At 42.2% G+C, this 18,704-nt stretch carries 13 protein-coding genes; 5 read left to right on the forward strand and 8 right to left on the reverse strand.

Annotated features, from left to right (window positions below):
* Positions 1-39: 39 nt before the first annotated feature.
* The 3 genes from AC3CH4_RS16825 to AC3CH4_RS16835 form a co-directional block, all read right to left on the reverse strand.
* The gene (locus tag AC3CH4_RS16825) at positions 40-885 is read right to left on the reverse strand and encodes a LysR family transcriptional regulator (RefSeq protein WP_065206740.1); all 846 of its coding nucleotides are present in this window, start codon (positions 883-885) and stop codon (positions 40-42) included.
* A 3-nt stretch (positions 886-888) separates the two neighbouring features.
* Positions 889-2,214 (reverse strand): anaerobic sulfatase maturase, encoded by a 1,326-nt coding sequence (locus AC3CH4_RS16830; protein WP_488544089.1) that lies wholly within the window; start codon positions 2,212-2,214, stop codon positions 889-891.
* 280 nt (positions 2,215-2,494) lie between these two features.
* On the reverse strand, positions 2,495-3,628 hold the full coding sequence (locus tag AC3CH4_RS16835; protein WP_488544090.1) for an OmpP1/FadL family transporter: 1,134 nt from the start codon (positions 3,626-3,628) through the stop codon (positions 2,495-2,497).
* A 674-nt stretch (positions 3,629-4,302) separates the two neighbouring features.
* Between AC3CH4_RS16835 and AC3CH4_RS16840 the strand changes: the two genes are divergently transcribed.
* Positions 4,303-5,232, forward strand: a complete 930-nt coding sequence (locus AC3CH4_RS16840; RefSeq protein WP_054545821.1) for a LysR family transcriptional regulator — start codon at positions 4,303-4,305, stop codon at positions 5,230-5,232.
* 79 nt (positions 5,233-5,311) lie between these two features.
* Here the strand turns inward: AC3CH4_RS16840 and AC3CH4_RS16845 are convergent, their stop codons facing one another.
* Complete coding sequence (locus AC3CH4_RS16845; protein WP_488544091.1) at positions 5,312-6,376, reverse strand: alpha/beta hydrolase; 1,065 nt, start codon at positions 6,374-6,376, stop codon at positions 5,312-5,314.
* A 265-nt stretch (positions 6,377-6,641) separates the two neighbouring features.
* On the opposite strand from AC3CH4_RS16845, the gene AC3CH4_RS16850 reads away from it, so the two are divergent.
* The 4 genes from AC3CH4_RS16850 (at position 6,642) to AC3CH4_RS16865 (ending at position 10,633) form a co-directional block, all read left to right on the forward strand.
* On the forward strand, positions 6,642-7,733 hold the full coding sequence (locus AC3CH4_RS16850; RefSeq protein WP_171315416.1) for a calcium:cation antiporter: 1,092 nt from the start codon (positions 6,642-6,644) through the stop codon (positions 7,731-7,733).
* Between the two features lie 67 nt (positions 7,734-7,800).
* Positions 7,801-8,451, forward strand: coding sequence for a DedA family protein (locus AC3CH4_RS16855; protein WP_248391936.1), 651 nt, complete (start codon positions 7,801-7,803; stop codon positions 8,449-8,451).
* A gap of 9 nt (positions 8,452-8,460) precedes the next feature.
* Positions 8,461-9,852 (forward strand): magnesium transporter, encoded by a 1,392-nt coding sequence (locus AC3CH4_RS16860; protein WP_248391938.1) that lies wholly within the window; start codon positions 8,461-8,463, stop codon positions 9,850-9,852.
* A 130-nt stretch (positions 9,853-9,982) separates the two neighbouring features.
* Entirely contained in the window at positions 9,983-10,633 is a 651-nt protein-coding gene (locus tag AC3CH4_RS16865; RefSeq protein WP_054545826.1) for a MarC family NAAT transporter, read from the forward strand.
* A 467-nt stretch (positions 10,634-11,100) separates the two neighbouring features.
* Here AC3CH4_RS16865 and AC3CH4_RS16870 read toward each other — a convergent pair whose 3' ends face one another.
* The 4 genes from AC3CH4_RS16870 to AC3CH4_RS16885 form a co-directional block, all read right to left on the reverse strand.
* Positions 11,101-14,154 (reverse strand): efflux RND transporter permease subunit, encoded by a 3,054-nt coding sequence (locus AC3CH4_RS16870; RefSeq protein WP_474357119.1) that lies wholly within the window; start codon positions 14,152-14,154, stop codon positions 11,101-11,103.
* Complete coding sequence (locus tag AC3CH4_RS16875; RefSeq protein WP_474357118.1) at positions 14,154-15,245, reverse strand: efflux RND transporter periplasmic adaptor subunit; 1,092 nt, start codon at positions 15,243-15,245, stop codon at positions 14,154-14,156. Before AC3CH4_RS16875 ends, AC3CH4_RS16870 begins: the two co-directional genes overlap by 1 nt.
* A gap of 118 nt (positions 15,246-15,363) precedes the next feature.
* On the reverse strand, positions 15,364-17,163 hold the full coding sequence (locus AC3CH4_RS16880) for a mechanosensitive ion channel family protein (RefSeq protein WP_488544092.1): 1,800 nt from the start codon (positions 17,161-17,163) through the stop codon (positions 15,364-15,366).
* A gap of 676 nt (positions 17,164-17,839) precedes the next feature.
* Complete coding sequence (locus AC3CH4_RS16885; protein WP_488544093.1) at positions 17,840-18,523, reverse strand: hypothetical protein; 684 nt, start codon at positions 18,521-18,523, stop codon at positions 17,840-17,842.
* Positions 18,524-18,704: the final 181 nt, after the last annotated feature.

Genomic DNA, 18,704 nt, shown 5'->3' on the forward strand with positions numbered 1-18,704 from the left:
GCGTGGCGTTTATATCAGCAATAAGTGGGGTTTATAGTACTAATCCGCGCATTCTAGGTGGGCTCGAATCGCTTCTCTAACTTTTATGTGGTTTTCTGTTTTTTGATAGCGTCGATGGTAAGCCAGACAGTATTCCAATGGCTTATGCTCTATCGGGTTTTCCAGTACTTGAAAATTTAAACGCTCTTGCCAATTGAGTGCAAGATGTCTAGGCACGATCGCAACTCTATCGCTGATGGTGACATCAAGCAGCATCGCTGAAATTGAATGGGTCTTGCATTGGATATTCCTACTTTTTGGACTCTCCAAGCGGATATGTTCGAATCCATCCATTCCTTTCCATTGGGTGGCTAATGCGACATGCCCCTCTTCATAGAATTGATTCCGTGAAATATGACCATGAATTCTTGGATGGTCACGACGGCACACAATAACGGTCGATTCGCTGAATAACGGCTCAGTGACAATGGAGTGGTCTTTGACCATAAATATGCCCACGGCTAAATCGACAGATAACGATTTAAGTTGGTGCAGCAGTATTTCCTGATCTAATGGAGTATGTTCTATCATCATTGACGGTAGAACGGGCAAATCCAATGCCAGCGCCTCGTTCACATAAACCGAATAAGTAAAACGCTCACTCAAGGCATTTTGTATTTCATCAAACCCAACGCGAAATCGAGCGGCTAAACGAATGGCCATCGCGGTCGGTTTCATCGTCCGCCCCTCTCGATAAAACAGGGGCTCACCAATCTCTTGTTCCATTCGCTTTATAGATGCACTCACCGCAGGTTGTGTGATACCTATGGTTTCAGAGGCTTTGGTATAAGAGTGATACTGGTAAACTTCTAAGAATACTTTTATCAAATTCAGATCAAAATCCATGGTTTACCTTCTTACTCCGCAGCAATGTTTGTATTTTATACCACTTCCACAAGAGCAAGATTGATTACGACCAATGGTCACAGAGCTTTTGCTTACAACTGCTGTCAGCTTCACATCTTGATAAGCCAATGCCCACATGATTTCATCTGCAAAACGACCAACAGATAATAGCCTACGCATTTCTTTCATGTATTGAGCACTGTACTCGAAAAATTTTCTATAGCCTTGGCAAAAATAATTATGCCCTGGATGTCCGCTTGAACTGCGTTCAAAACGATGTTTTGGACACCCTCCATTGCAGGCAAACTGAAATGGGCATTTTTTACAGTCGGGAGTCAATGTTGTTTGTTTTTGTAGACCGAATTCAATGGCTTGCTGGCTGTTATTGCATTCAGAAATCGATTTATGATGAATATTGCCCAAACAATGTTCTGGGTATACATAATGGTCGCAATTGTATAAGTCCCCGTTCGCCTCAAGAGCAAAAGCATGACCACAACGTTCAGTAAAATGACACATTCCAGACTGCTGTCCGCACCAAGCACTCAACGTACTATCAAACATATTCACAAAAATGGAGCCCACATCTTTGCGTACCCATACATCAAAAATATCACAAAGAAATTCGCCATAGGCTTGCGAAGGCACCGACCATGACGTGACTTCTGCTAAAGGCTCATCGGGTAAGACAAGTTTTAAATCCGTTTGAGAACATGTTTGCTTCGTTCGTTCGACCAAAGGAATAAACTGAATATACGTTGAACCAATCTCTTTCAAATGCTGATACACCCGCTTTGGATGTTTCACATTTTCATTATTGACGACGGTAAGCGTATTAAACTCAACACCATGCTTTTTTAAAAATTCGATACCTTGCATAACTTGAGCATGTGTTTGTTTACCCGAGCGGGTGACTCGGTAAGCATCGTGTAAATCTTGCGGCCCATCAATGGACACACCGACTAAAAAGTGATGTTTTTTGAAAAACTCACACCAAGCATCGTTAAGCAAAATGCCGTTGGTTTGAAAGGTGTGTTCAAGTTTTTTTCCCTTTCCGTACTGTTCACATAACTGCATGGCTTTTTCAAAAAACGCGAGCCCCATCATTGTTGGCTCACCGCCCTGCCAAGTAAATTGAACATGGTTGTTGCTTTGAGCTTCAATGGTCTGCTTTATATAGGAACTTAGCGTGTCATCACTCATTCGCCAGTTTGTTTGACGTTCAGGATAGAGTTGGTGTTTTTCAAGATAGAAACAGTAACTGCAGTCAAGATTACAGACAGAGCCGGTCGGCTTGGCCATTACGTGACAATTGTGAGGTGCTTGCATGAGTGAACCTTATAGTCAGCCCATCCATTGTGGCTAATTAGTGAGAAGCGTCCATAAGTGTGTATCACCATTCTATAGGTTCAGTTTCTGGCTAAATAGTCGGTGGTGGTTACATTTACTATAAACAGGATTTATAGTTCATGCCTCTGAATAGCTCAAATCCACGACCACCGACAAATATCGACACATTTTAGTGATTAACCAAAGCCTTCTTCTGCTTTGGTTTTGGTTTTGGGTGAGTTTAAAGTGTATAACTCGGCATCTAGGCTTGTTAAACGAATCAGTGACGATAAGAAAGGGTCACAAAGTGAATACGGTTATCTTCATAACTTCCTGTTGGCTGGAGCGTCACGTTGTCGGCTGTGATATCCGCGGTTCCATTATTTTGATATTGATACGCTAAACCTAACTTGTTGCCAGATTCAAGCTCATACTCACTACCAAACCCAATGCGCCATTGCTGGTCAACGGGCAGTAGTACGTCTCGCTCATTCTCGTTCACTGGAGAAGAGTCGTAGCTAGCGCCGCCATAAATCGTAAACTTATCCATCTTATGCGCTGCGCCAACGCCTACAGAATAGGTCCATGTATATTTGTCGTCATAATCTTCCCAGTTTTCAAGCTTAGCGTTAACCATTACATCGGTTTGTTTGGAAAGAGCATGCTTAAGCCCCAAGTCGATACTAGTAACCCAAGATAAATTCGCGGTTGGATTCACATCTAGCGACGTTTCAATATCAATTTCATGGTCTGTTTTATGGCGATATTGCAGACCCAAGTGTGTATTGTCGCTCAACGTGTAGTACGAGCTCAGAGCAAAAGAAGGAGCAATACTGTCACCGGTAGCAAGTTCTTCCAATTGAGTGTTCACGCCACCAACGACGTCTATTTTCATGTATTGAAGAATCAAAGAACCGCCAAGGGAGAGCTTGTCTGTAACTTGATATGAAACACCAGTTGTAACATCGACGACAGCAATAGCGTTCTCTGAAATGACATTGATTGGATTAGCGCCGACACCATTGCTATATTCAGCACCTAAGCCACCCGCGGAATGAAGACTAATTCCAAGCACCGCTTTCTTATTCACTCTTTTAGCATAAGAGGCGTGAGGTGCGATTAATCCCTTTGAGGCTTCAGTGCTCTCTCCTGAATCATCACGAGTGAACTGGTTGAATACATTGATATACTGAGCGCCCGAAACATACGAGCGATCTTCAATGCCAGAAAGTGCAGCAGCATTTGAGATTGTTGCAGAAGAGTCAGAACTGTTTGTAACGTTGGCGGCCCCTGCTGTTGCAACGCTTTTGGTTGTCGCTATTTGAGACATGCTTAAGCCAGCACTATTGACCCAAAAGGGGGTAAGAGTGGCACATGCAACCACAACATTGAGAGCGACTTGCGTCATCTTCATTTTATAGATTCCTTAGGATGTTTCGAGAGAATTTTTCGGCGTATCGCACACTTGCAACAAGCCCACACTTAAACTATCCGCAATAAAGACTAGAGCGTTCACGTAATTAGTAATTAAGTGGCGCCCGAACCTTTCTTGTCATTCAACTCAGCCACAAACTCAATATTGTCTTGGATTTCGTTTAACTTAGACCAATTTCACTTGTAGATTTTCGATGCCCCGATTCATATCCGCATTTAACGTGTCATCACTCATTTAACAATTGATTGGGTGTCCAGGACAGAGTTGGTGTGTTTCGAAATAGAAAAGGGAGTTGCAACCAAAATGGCAAACAGAGCCCGTCGACTTGGCCATTAATGAAAACGGTCCATATAAGTGTGTTCCACTATTCTATAGGTTCAGTTTTGGTCTAAATAGTTGGTGGGGATTACATTTGCTATAAACGGGGTTTATAGTTAAACCTTACGGCGTCGTCTTTATGCGATTTATATTTAGTGTGATATTAAGCATACGCTTTTGTAACCAAAACTAACTTTTTGCTTCTTGAGGTAGTTCAGTTGGATACCAACAACTTATGTTGCTCAAAGCCCACTTCACAACTGCGGACAAAAATGAGTTTGCGTCACCCTCGTTCAACACTACAATGGAATTCTCTCAATAGTTAAGGACTGACGATGAAAGAACTTCGCGATTTAGATTTAAACCTACTGAAACTATTGCAAGCGGTTGTAGAAACACGAAACACACATCAGGCCGCAGACAAACTAGGGATATCACAAACTAGCGTCAGTCGTGGTCTAGCTAAGCTGAGAGAAACGTTTGGCGATCAACTATTTATACGTAAGGCACATGGAGTAGAACCTTCTGAACTAGCTGAAAAACTGGCAGAAGCGGCCGATGAAATGTTCACGCCATTGGTTAAAGTCGTTGAGTCTTATCAAAATTTTGACCCTCAACAGTTCACCGGTGAAGTATCGATAGCAATGAACATTTTCCTGCTAGAGCAATACGGTGATGGTATTTTTAGTGAGCTGAGAAGCGTATTACCTAATGCCAACTTCAAACTGGTTTACTGGCAAGAACAAAGCTTGAGTGACATGCTTAATGGCCAAGTTGACTATATGCTCCACTTCGCCCAATTCCCATTACCACAAGAAATTTATCAACATAAATTGAAAGAAATCAAGCTGAGCCTTATTGCCCGCAAAAACCACCCTGTGCTTAGTAACGGCAGTGCTTGGGAAGATATTCACCACCTTCCTATAACTCGGATACTCGCAGATGGAATTAACTCGAAGCGTGCGCCAGTTGAAGACCTTTATTTAGCGAAAGGCTACAAGGCTAATATTGTGTTATCCACTCATAGTCTTCGAGTTTTACTTAACAAGTTAAAACACTCTGATGCCTTTTCATTCGGCAGTACCTTCATGACAGAAAATGAACCAGAGTTGAGTTGCTATCCTCTTCCTGTTGTCCCTAGAGAGATGAGGTCCATTCAAATTAACGGTGGCTACCTACAATCTAAACGTGGCTTCCCATTGAACCAACTGTTGCACCAAGCGATGCAAAGCTTCTTCGATAAAGTGGTGCAACCTGAGAAGTAACTCTTGAACATCAAGTTACTTCATATCGGTCACTTATTTTGGAGCCTTTTGTAAACTAAAACTAAAACTAAAACTAAAACTAATTGATATGCTTATTGAAGAATAAGCCAATCTCTTTGATAGCATCTTCCGATTCAGGCATGTCCGCAACGAGTCCATTCATATAATCACCATGAGACTGACCATCATAAACGTGAAGCTCAGTCTCAACATCAGCGCTGCGCAGTAATCGGTGCATTCGAACCGTATCACTCAGTAATAAATCACGAGTTCCTGAAATAAAAACAGTGGGTGGAAAAGCATCTATATTTGCGTAAATAGGTGAAATTATTGGGTTATCCAATGCCTCACCATCAGCATATAAATCAAATGTCGCTTGAATTAATCCTTCACGATGACCTAATGAATCTAGCCCCTTCAATGTGTGCCAAGTATCCGATGTTTCTTTCAAATCAACCGCAGGTGTGCCAACAAAAAGCGCTCCCGGAGCCGGTAAATCCATCTCTTGTATTTTTAGTGTCGTTGCCAACGTTAAATTACCGCCCGCAGATGTGCCAAAAATAGCCGTCGATTCTGCTGTTTGAGTTTTCATTAGCTCTTTCCAAACGGCAACGGCACCATCAATTGCAGCTGGAAATGGATGTAATGGTGGCTGACGATAATCAACTGAAATCACTTTTGCCCCTAACCCATTCGCGACCCAAATTGCCTCTCGAAGTGCCGATTCACCCCCACCAAAAACAAACGCGCCACCATGAATATGAACTAGCCACTTATCTTTATATTCAGATAAGACTATTTTGGGCGTGACAAAAAAGGTATCTACTCCTGCAAATTTTTTTGCTTCATACGTTACTTCAAAACGTTCCGCTACTGATTTCGCCAGTTCAACTCCGGGCGCATCAAACATGGACTGAAATTCAAGCCACGCCTCTGTACTTTCAGGGACAGGAATCTCTGGAATACTGCCTCTACCTTCGATCATTTCAGCAAACGTTGTCGATATCCCCACAGGCGTTGGAATCGTGCGCTCAGCCAAGTTGATATCAGCGATTACCGAGGTACTTGAAAGACTAAGTACAAGCGCAGAGACAAGAGTAGTAGGAATTAAATTAGTCGGTATACATTTGCGTAATGTTTTCATTGTGACTCCAAAGGCAACTTATGAACTGCGGTTTGCAGTTTGTCAACGCCATTATTGAAATCAATGAACTTAAAATCGACGAATTAGAGAAATTCAGAATTGGGGCAACAATTGAAGCATTTATGAATTTCTCTAATTCATATTCAACCTCTTCCCACAACCATAAGCTATGAGCAAATCACTACCTTATGGAGGACGTAGTGAACATTCGCGAACCGACAAAGTCACTAGGACCTTACGATGTTGGTCTCAACGAGAAGTTCAAATGTATAAGATTTTAAAACAAGAAAAAACGCTGCTCCTTGGTATTTTGACTGTAATATTCTTCAAGACTTTAGGTGAAAGCATGCTGACCTCAAGTCTCTCAACCTTCTCTTATGTCATCACTACCGCCGTCCTCTTTTATGTCTCAATGACCGCCATTTTTGCGGTGGTTCGCCACTCAGACTCCTTAGCAATTAAGTTGGGAGACCCATTCGGCACCCTTATTCTGACATTGTCAGTCATCTCATTAGAAGTGATTATGATCTCTTCTGTCATGTTGACTGGCGATCCAAATCCAGTTCTTGCCCGAGATACGATGTTTGCTGTGATCATGGCGGTATTGAATGGCTTTGTCGGTATTACCTTATTAGTTGGTGGGATGAAGTATCACACCCAGTCCTACAATTTGGATGGCATTAAAGCGTATTTGGTTGCCATTATTCCTCTTGCGATGCTCTGCTTGATCTTGCCAAACTTTACCAGCAGTAGTGACAATGGAAACATGTCATTGAGCTTGATGGGCACATTAGTTCTCGCATCCATTGCGTTATATGGCGTATTCCTGTTCGTACAAACACGTAGCCATACTCACTTCTTCATTGATGCCGACAATAAAAGTGAACATGACCACCACGGCCCTGTAAGTAGCAATCTATTTCACACCGTCATGCTAATTAGTTACTTACTCATCGTAATACTTCTGGCAAAAGGTTTAGCCATTCCAATTAACGACAGCATTAGCGTTATGGGCGCTCCGGCAGCCCTTGGTGGCCTTATCGTTGCCCTTATTATTCTCGCGCCAGAAGCAGTTGGTGCCGTCAAAGCAGCTCTCACAAACCAGCTACAGCGTGCTATCAACCTGTTCTTCGGCTCAGTATTAGCAACGATTGCACTGACCGTACCGGCCGTTTTATTGATCTCTGGTGTAATGGATCAGCCCTTGAAATTAGGCTTAGAACCCGCAGAAATGGTGTTGCTGGCCGCTACACTTCTCATGACCAGCGTTAGCTTTAGCAGCGGTAGAACCAACTCGTTGAATGGTGCAACCCACCTTGTCCTCTTCTTCGCTTATTTAATTTTGATGTTCGACTAACACGAAGCACAACAGCCAGATCATTCGATCTGGCTGTTACGTCGTTTGATACAATTAAGGAAAGAGTATGAATGAAATATTATCCGCCATTTGGATACAAGATTTTGACACGCTACTTGAGATCAACTCACTCCATATCTTGCTGCTACTGCTTGCGGTTGTGTTATTTCTAGAGTCGAGTTTTGTGTTTTTGCCTCTCCCTGGGGATGGACTGGTCTTGTTTGTAGGTGGACTAGTTGGATTAGGTGCTGTGGATTTTTATACCGCCCTGACTGCTCTCAGCTTATCGGCTTGTTTAGGTACCATTATCGGTTATCTACAAGGACGCTGGTTAGAAGGTTCACGCTTCATGAACAAAATTGAAGTCGTACTGCCTGACGATTCATTACCTAGAGCAAGGCGCCTTCTCAATAAATTCGGGTTCCTATCATTGTTCGTGTCCCGCTTTATTCCTTTCGTTCGAGTTCTAACCCCGATGCTAATGGGCATTGCACACCTGAGCTTTATCCGCACTGTCATGATCAGCATGACCAGTTCCATCGTGTGGGTGTTAACCCTGCTTTATGCAGGAAAGTCCATTATGCGTCACCCGTTTCTACATCAACATCAAGAACTCATCACCAAGTGGTTTCTCTTCACCAGCTTAATGCTGATGGCAATTGCTTTTATCACCTTGTTTATCCGAATAATTCGCAAACGTAATCACATTGCAGTGTAGCCCATTATTATGACCTTAATAACCGTTCCATTACCTAACACTGACGCCGAGCTGCTGTACTCCGAGTTAATTTCAGCAATGCAGACCGGGACTAGTGATGGCATTATCAAACAAATAGAAAGTGCTAACCTGACCGATCTTCCATTCGTGATTAGAAAATTCACCAACGCACAGTGTGAACTGTTTTGGGTGTTGCTTTGTACTCAGCAGCCTAATCTGGCTGCTGACTTTCTGGATTACCTAACAGAGCCAGAGCGTGCACTCTTATTTTCAAACCTTCCTATCGACAGTGCGAAAGACATTCTTTTACATATGCGTTCAGACGTTCGCCGCTCTCTATTACGTAGCTTACCTAAACCACTTCACAAAGCCCTTGAATCCTCGCTACCCGAAACTTGGGAAAACGAAGAAAAATCCGCGATGTCTTTTCCTAATGGTTCCGTGGGGCGAATTTGCAAGAATGAGATAATCAAACTAGAAAGCTGGGCAACCATTTCAGACTTAGAAACCGTCTTGCGTGAAGGCGAGCAAAGCTCTGAACGAATTGAATGGCGCTACATTTATTTACACGACAAACGCGGTAACTACTTAGGTACGGTCAAAACTAGAGAACTGTTTCTCGCTCAATCTTGGGATAGATTGCTCGATCATATTGATACAAGTGTCCCCACCGTACCTGCAGATTTTGATCTCCAATCATTAAAAAGTGTGCTCGACTCTACCTCACACTCTACCGTTCCTGTTATCAACGAACATGGCTTTCAAATTGGTATCGTTGGTCACACCCAGTTAAACCAGGCGTTATATGAGAAATCCGAACAACAACAACGTGAAGCCAGCGGTATATTTGGCGGTGACGAGTTTCGTACTATGCCGCTATTACAACGTAATATCCGACGCCTCACATTTTTGTTGCCATCGGTAATCTTGAGCTATGCCGCGGTATCGATCATCGCTTCCTTTGAACATATTATCGAACAAGTTGCCGTATTAGCTGCCGTTTTACCCTTAGTGGCTAACTTATCCGGGGCCGCGGGCAACCAATCCGTTGCTGTTTCTATTCGAGAATTATCAACAAAGCATATTTCCGCTAAAGACTGGTTGTTTGTCGTCGCCAAAGAGTTACCGATTGGCGCTATCAATGGTCTTGCAATTGGTTTGGTTATTGCCCTACTCATGTTGTTCACCCATGGTCAGCAAAGTCATTTATTACCGGTGTTAGTCGCGGCTGCCTACACGATATCGTCCACTTGTGCCGTCATGATCGGTGGCGCTTTGCCCCTAATTCTCAAGCGCGTAAACCTCGACCCAGCCATGTTATCTAGCCCACTGCTCACTACATTAACCGATGCGATTTCATTCTTTAGTGTTCTATATCTTGCACAGTTAATGCTTCTTTAAGTTAGTTAGCTAGTCAATCATTTAGTTAGTCAGCCATTTAGTCATTAATTTGATTCGAGATTAAGCGACACCTAATAATTTAACCACTACCCAATGACACAAAAACCCACCCACACTTAAAGGAAACTGTATGCACATAGAAACGTTATTCACCTATTTAACTCTAACTGTTCTCGGCTTGTTGCCAATGATGAACCCACCAGCCGCTGCCACCGTTCTTCTTGGTTTAAGTAAGGGCCGAGACAAGAGTTATATCGTTTCACAAGCGAAAACCGTTGGGCTTTACCTATTCATCGCCATGTGCATCACCTTTTTTATTGGTGCTTCTGTTTTGGAGTTGTTTAGTATTTCAATTCCGAGCTTACGTTTGGGTGGCGGGATCATCATTTGTGCGATTGGCTTTAACATGCTGTTTCCCAAACCAGAAAGTATGGATGGTAGTGTCGGACAAGATTCGATTGCTTTAGTGCCCCTTACAATTCCATCACTATGCGGCCCCGGAACAATGGCATTGATCATTAGCCTTGCTGCTGAAATCGCATCTAGTGAAGAAGAGTTAGAAAAGATAAGTATTTATACAGGAGTCATTGGCGGATTTGGTGTCGTGAGCTTAGTCGCCGCTTTTATTCTGAGTATGGCTTACCCGTTACTTAAAGCTTTGGGTCAAAATGGTATTAACGCGTTTACCCGAATAATGGGTTTTCTGCTTATCTGTATGGGTGTGCAGTTCTTTACTATCGGTATTACAGAAATCGTACAAGATATCGGCGCATTGCTGTAATTTTTCGTATCAAACCCCGCACTGTAGATTGCTTATTGTGTGGGTTTTTCTGTTTAAACAACGGCACCCAGTTTCCACTCCAACAGCCCACAATACTATCCCCCTCAAAATACCCACTCTAACTCTAATCGCTCGACTTGCTCTACGTTCTTCTATGTAAATGCTCCTCTGAACCAGTAAACATTGGCGCCTTTAACGAACATCTTCCCGAGTTTTCATCACAGAGAATCGATAGCAATGTATGGACGTTTTAAGGTGGTCACACTGGTGGCTTTCTAGCTGAATAGTACTGTTATATACATTGATAACAGCACGTATCTTTCTGCAAATTTGAGTACTAAATCGTTCACTTCCTCCAGGCTAATACGAACAAAAAAGCTGATACCAACATTATTGGTATCAGCTTAATCCTATGCACTTCTGGACGTTCTTTCTTATCCTAATGAAAGGTATTGAACATGTAGATGTTAACGATAGCTTACTCGGTACAACAAGGCATAAATCACAGGCAATACCACTAAAGTTAGTAGTGTAGCAAACCCAAGTCCGAATATGATGGTCACCGCCATCGACTGGAAGAAGGCATCAAACACCAGCGGGATCATACCCAACATGGTAGTAATTGCCGCCATGCACACAGGTCGAACACGACTCACACTCGCATCTACAATTGCACGGTTAAGATTTGAACCTTGGTCGGTTTCGATATTGATTTGCTCCACCAGCACAATACCATTCTTCACAATCATGCCTGATAAGCTCAATAACCCTAGCAGTGCCGTGAACGAGAACGGAATATTCATTAATAGTAAGCCTGCACTCACACCAATTAATGCCAGTGGTACCGTCAACCAAATCGCCAAAGGCTGACGAATGGTGTTGAATAACAATACCGTAATCAAGAACATGATCAGGTATCCCATTGGCAATGAACCCATTAGGTTGTTGGTAGCCTTTTGCTGACTTTCATATTCCCCCCCCCACTCAAAATGATAGCCTTGAGGGAGTTCAATCGCTTCGATTTTAGGGGCGACCAAACGGCGCAAAGATTCAGCCGTATCATCACCAAATGGCGTCACATCGGCCATAACGGAAATCACGCGTTTAAAGTTACGACGAACAATTAAAGAGTCTTCCGTCGTCAAATTAAAGTCGGAAACGACCTGTGTTATTGGGATATAACGGCTTTGGTCTTGGCTCCACACTTGTAACTCAGGTAATCTATCGATATCAAAACGTTCTTCATCTGGCGCGCGCATGACAATCGGCATGATATGACTGCCATCTCTGAACAAGCCAATCTGCTCACCATTTAAATTGCGTAACAAGGTTCTATCAAGATCACTCTTGGTTATCCCGACTCGCCTTGCTGCTGCACCGTCAAGTTGCGGTTCAAGCACTTGAGTTTTCTCTCGCCATGAGTGACGAACTGCGGTTGCTTTTGGCTCATTACGCATGATCTCATTCGCTTGAGCAGCAAGTTGTCTCAACACCTGTGGATCCGCACCATAAAAGCGCGCTTCTACTTTAGCGGCAGGTGCAGGGCCCAAATCCATTAACTTAAACTTAAAATCAATATCCGGATGTAGACTTTCAAGCCTTGCTTTCATCTGGGGTAACATCGTTTCGATCGCGGCTAAGTCTTTCGCTTCAACAATCAATTGCCCGTAACTGCTGTATGATTTTTCAGGTGCATAAGTCAGAATAAATCGCTGAGCACCCGAACCTACGACGGTCGTGACATTATGAACGTCATTAAACCCGCTCACGGTACGTTCAATTTGTTTTAGGCGTTGTTCTGTTTCACGAACGTCTGTGCCTTGTTGCAGCCATACATCCACATAGAAAATTGGCGTATTCGATGGCGGGAAAAAGGCCTGTTTTACAGAGCCAAACCCGATCACAGCAGAAATAAGCAAGACCAGAGTGATGACCATAGTCGCGACGCGGTTTTTTAGTGCGGTATTAAGAGCCGTGCGATACAGGGTAAATATCAACCCTCGATAAGGATCGATATGCTCTGACTCACCTTTGGCTATTTCTTCTTTAAACATCAGTTCGCAGAAGAACGGCGTTAACGTGATAGCAAGCACCCAACTTAGTAATAAAGAAATCGCTAATACTTGGAATAAAGACCCTAAGAAATCCCCCGTTGCGTCGGCAGACAAGCCAATCGGGGCAAATGCAATAATACCAATCAGTGTTGCACCAAGCAGCGGCCACTGGGTCTGTTTAACAACGGATTCAATGGCTTTACGTTTGGTCAATCTACGTTTCAGGCCAATTAAGACACCTTCAGTTATCACTATCGCATTATCAACCAGCATTCCCAGTGCAATGATCAAAGCACCAAGTGAAATGATTTGAATCTCAACGCCTAGAATACTCATTCCAATGAAGGTGCCGAGGATAGTCAGTAATAAAATAGCCCCCATTAAAATGCCTGAACGCAAACCCATGGCAAATAACAGTACGACAATAACAATCAATACCGCTTCGACTAGGCTCATCACAAAGTCAGACACCGACTTATCAACCGCATCGCCTTGGTCGTACACTTTGTTTAATTCAATGCCGATTGGGCGAGCAAAATCGAGTTCAGACAATTTATTACTGACACGTTCACTCACATCAACCACATTGACGCTGTTCGCAAACGAGATCCCAAGAGAAATGGCTTGTTCACCATTGTTACGATACAAGGTATAAGCTTTATCCTGAAACTGACGGCTTACCTCTGCGATATCACCTAATTGGATTAGGTCATTGCTTCCCGGCGGGCTAAATTTAAATGATTTTAACGCTTCAATTTCATTAAACTCGCCAGAAGAATGGATTCGGATCGATTGTCCATCAAGTAGCAAATCACCACCGTTAGACACCATGTTCTGATTTTGAATCAAACGAGAAAGCCAAGCAGGATCAAGATTCAACGTATTAAGATCTTGCTGAGCAATCTCAATCACAATGTGTTCAGAGACTAGCCCGGCCAAGTTAACTTTCTTTACCCCTTTAATGGCAAGAAGCTCACGCTGAAGGTATTCACCGTAATTTTGTAGTTCGCGATAAGTGTATTCATTACTCGTAATGTTGTAGAGAATGCCATACACATCGCTAAAATCATCAATGACTTGCGATGGATTCACTCCCGGTGGCATTCTAGGCTGAATATCATTCACCTTGCGGCGCAATTCATCCCATACCTGAGGCTGTTGTTCTGCTTGTATGGTCTCTTTTAATATCACCGCAATCTGAGACAGCCCAGCACTGGTAAAAGATTCGACATCTCTAACATATTCAAGCTGAGAAATCGCACGCTCAAGCGGTAAGGTGACCTCTTCCTCAACTTGCATTGCAGAGGCACCAGGGTACGTGGTGTTAACCATAGCTTGTGGAATAGGGAATGCAGGAAACTCCAATTGCCCTAAACCACGAAACGAAAGCACACCGCCCACCAATAAAATGGCAACGACGAGCCAGCTTATGACTTTGTTTTTAATTGCGTAATTAGTCAGGTTCATTATAAACCTCGCTCACGAACGACGGGCGTAACTCTCATCCCCTCTGACAATTGACTGACACCAGCACTCACCACATAGCTATTCTGAGAGAGATCTCCAGAAACAATCGCACCACGCGCCGACACTCCTTGAATGGTGATATCTAACGAAGAAACTAACCCGTTTTGAAATACCCAGACTTGAGGTTGACCAATCAGGTCATTGTCTAAAATGGCGCTAGCAGGAACGACAAAACGTTGAGCACCTTGCTTATCGGCAATGATTTTATCGATATCAAGGTGTAGCGTTGCTCCCATACCTGGATACACAGTATGGTTATCTTTTGGTGCGACCAGAGTAAAGGTCACTTCATAGCTTTGTGTTCCTGCTGTTGCTTGCGTTTTATGCTGTTTATAAGTCACAGGGTATGAAGCCGACGAGCCATTAAAGGTCGCTAAGGGCAGATAAGATGGGGCAATTCTCTTAGCATCCATCTGGCTAAGGACGCTCTCAGGTAACTGGATCGTGACATCTATCATTTCATGATCTTGTAAAAGGACGATACCTTGGTGAGCTTGCACTTGTTGATGGTTTTCAATGTGAGTCGTTGCAATTCGACCACTGTAAGGCGCAGTAATGACGGTATCTTTCAACCTGTCTTGTGCAAGCTGTAAAGCTCCCTGTGCAACTTGAAGACGAGCTTGAATTCCATCAAACTCCGCTTGAGCCAATAGATTCTTTTTCATCATTTGGGTCGCTCGATCTAATTCTCTTTTGACTAAATCAAACTCCGATTTTTTCAATGTGACTTCAGTTTTAAAATCTCGCTGATCAAGTCGAGCAATGACTTCGCCTTTTGTCACTCTTTGCGATGGCTTTAAGTTAAATTCAACGACTTCACCACCCACTCTAAAAGCGAGCTCGACTTCCTTCGACGCAGAAACTTGAGCAGGAAAACGTCTTATTTCTTGATGACCCACGGCTTGGACTTCAGTCAAACGGACAGGGCGAGGCGTATCACCTATCAGTGGTGAGTCTTCGGTCGAACACCCCATCGACATAAGTAAAACAGAAAAAGAAAGAAGTATGCGTGAAGAACGAATACGAGGCATGGATATCTCCAAAGTAGCTTAAATATTTTGACGCTACTTTGGAGTAAATAGAAGGCAAACACGATGAATTAGAGAAATTCAAATTAGCGATAATCACCTTAGGGTAAAGCTTCTTGTTTTAACCATTTCCATTTGCGCGAACCGCTGAACTTTTCGCAGGGTACATAATGCTGTCTTTGATTCCATCTTTAAATTCATAACTAAAGTCAGGGAATGGGTAGTTATTGTTATCTTGCCACTGCTTAACTGTTTCGGTCGCTTTCTCTTTGAGTTCATCATCAATAGGGTTAAGTGCCTGAGCAAGTTGGTATTGATTAGAGAATGCCAACTGGGCGCCTACCGCTTCAACTTGCTGCATCACCGAAAACATCACATCCTCTTGCACAGCAAGAAACTCTTCATGGTCTTTGCATATAATATAAGCGAGTATATCGATGTGTATCGCAAACTCACCAACGCCTACAAACCTTGCTCTCACCGGATCTTCATCCAGTTTAGGATGTTGTAACAACAGCCGCCTAATACCAACAACCAGAAGTTTGAGTTGGTCTTGAGTTAGCTCTGGACGCAACCTCAAGCGATGACTCATCCGACGCTTATCGCGGCGTTCGAGGTTATCAATTTCCATATTGGCAAATTCGGAATTAGGAATAGTAATTAAAGAACGCTCTAGTGTTCTGATTCGTGTAGATCGTAGCCCTATGCTCTCAATAGTACCTAGGTTATCGCCATAGCGGCAAAGTTCCCCAATTTTAATTCCACCATCAGCATACAAAGTCAGACCATTAATCACATTTTCCAGTACAGGACGAATGGCGAGTGCTACCGCCAAACCACCAACCCCTAAACCCGTCACGATCGGGGAGATAGAGAAGCCCATAAAATCGACCACATAAATGCCCAAGATGGCAATCGTGAGGCCACCAAAAATACGCGCGAGTACCGTAATTAAAGAGGAGTCAACATACTTACCTTCGTGTTTATTAAATACATACAGCTCAGCAAAGTAATTGAATATGGTCATGATCAACCACGCAACGAAGAAAAACTGGCCAATCAAAAAAGAGGTAGACAAAAACTGGTAGATACCTCCAGTGATCCATATTCCGTCATCAATCACTTTTCGGGTAATAAACAGGATAAAGACAACCCCAACCAAAGATAACTGGCGGCCAACTTGCCATTTCAGTCCATTTCGATACCAATGTAAGTTCCAACGTTCGCCAAGCGAGAAGCTTAACTTAATCATAAATCGACATAACAAAAAGACGCTCACTAAAGCGAACCACTGCCAAAGAGGAATCGATGCGTATAAGGTATTAAAGCTTTCTGGTAAAGATTTAATCAATGATATTGAAAATAGCGGGCCTGGGAGAATTAAAAACTCATGGTACAAATCAACGTCATGTTCACTTTTCTCCGTAGACGCTGAGATCAGGCGATACCATTTCGATAAGCTATTAATGGAAGTGGTCGTAAACAGATATTGGCCAACCTTCTCACCATTCGTCTGTCTAGCGATCAGAATGTCCGTATTAGCGAGACGCCATTGGTGACCAGTGTCACCCGTTGGTGATGCCATTTCTGAAGGATGTAATTGAACGTCTTGTCCTAACCTATTTAAAATTTCGTGCAGCAAAATGATTCTTTCCATCACGACCACGGTTCGACTGCGATTGGGAAGGTTCGACAGATCCATGGTTCGCGTTACTTGGGCATAAGCGTGTTGGGCTTCAGGTAAATCGAGCTGCTCAAGCTGCCAATAATGGATCACGTGCTCAGAATACTTAATAAAACCAGATAGAGTGCTATTGGGCGTTGAGGTATCCACAAAACTGGACTTGTCTTGGCCGTGAGCGAATGAACTAAACCAAATAATTTGGATTGAAAAGAAAAGTGTTAAAAGTCGAGCGACCATAATTGACCTTTGATTTAGTCGAAACACCCTCTCAGAGAGCATACTATTCTTACTATCAATATGATTAGTAAGAATAAAAATTGAAATAAATTAAGAATGGTTCACTATCAATTCGAACGATAATGAATTTCTCTAATTCATGTGCTTTGTGAAGTAGTTATGCGATAAATAATCATCAATAATCTATGGAGATAAACCATGAAATACTTCCCACTTATAACCGTTATTCTTGGCTACTTAATTTTTATGTCATTTCTAACATTGCGAATATCATCATAAATATATTTTACCTTTAACTGCCGCATAGCGAATTACTTCACTATGCGATTAAACTTCCCTTTGCGATTAAACTTATCTATGGAAATCATTTTCTTTAACCCATCCCTCCTATCAAAGACAAAAAACCACACATAACAACCACATAAGAAGATAAGCCAAAATAAATATATTTAAAGGGAACTTTTCCGTAAAGAATCAATGGTTGAGCAGTTATGTTTTTCATATGTAGTTACACCTACCATTTAACGTTTTGATTAAATATCGCACTTAGCTAATAATAAATTTATCTATCATTTTTTAGTTACTGGTTATTAGCTAAATATATTATTTATTAAGTAACTGTACGCTTCAAAAATTAAGATACATACAGTCACTTAACAAAGGGTGATATTGTGGATTAAAAGCTCATGTTGTAACTGATACCAGTATGGTGATCATTGTTTTCATCGTAGCGATATGTTGCTTCAACAAACTGATTTGGTGCTACTTTGAAACCTAAATTGGTTTCAATAGATAAATCACGGTAACTCTCTTTGCCGCCAACTTTCTGTTTTTGATCGTTAAAGCTATAAGTGTATTCTGGTGTAACATCAAACCAAACATGACTAGTGAATGCGTAGGTCATCGTCAGTGCTGCATTAGCTAAATAACTTGTGTTTGTCGATAAGTCATTGGTATTAAAGCCTAGACCCATTGATGGAGAAAGGCTGAAGTTAGAGTCAATAGAGGTTGTTTTTATGGCATTAAAAAATACCGTATGTGAGTTTTTGCTTGTATCCTTGTAATCGGTGTCCCATAGGTAATCCAACTGAAGAGCGGCATCACTATCACTATTCGCTAATGTCGCAATAAAATTATGTTGGTAGAAATCATTAGAACCAATGTATTCAAACATGGTTGAACCATTGTTTAGATCCTGGCTTGCAGCAATGCCAGCTGTAAAACCATCACTATCATAACCTAGGTTCGCATAAGAATAAGTCGACACTGGGTTTGAAAAGTCGATGTTCTGGTTTGCATTCGCAACAGCAGAAAGAGTTAAAGGTAAAATAGCAGAGATAGTTAATACAATTTTTTTCATAATGTGTTCCTCAATATTTAATGTCGAGTAAATTGTACCTAACCAACTATTTTTTACGACGAATTACAGAAATTCAAAATAGAGCTCACTGCAAATTATTAATAAACATACATTCATTCGATAAAATGAGTACACTACTATTTTAAATTTTCAATAAAATCCCAAATAGTCACCAATAGGA

The organism is Vibrio sp. QJM3NY_26 (assembly GCF_057786005.1).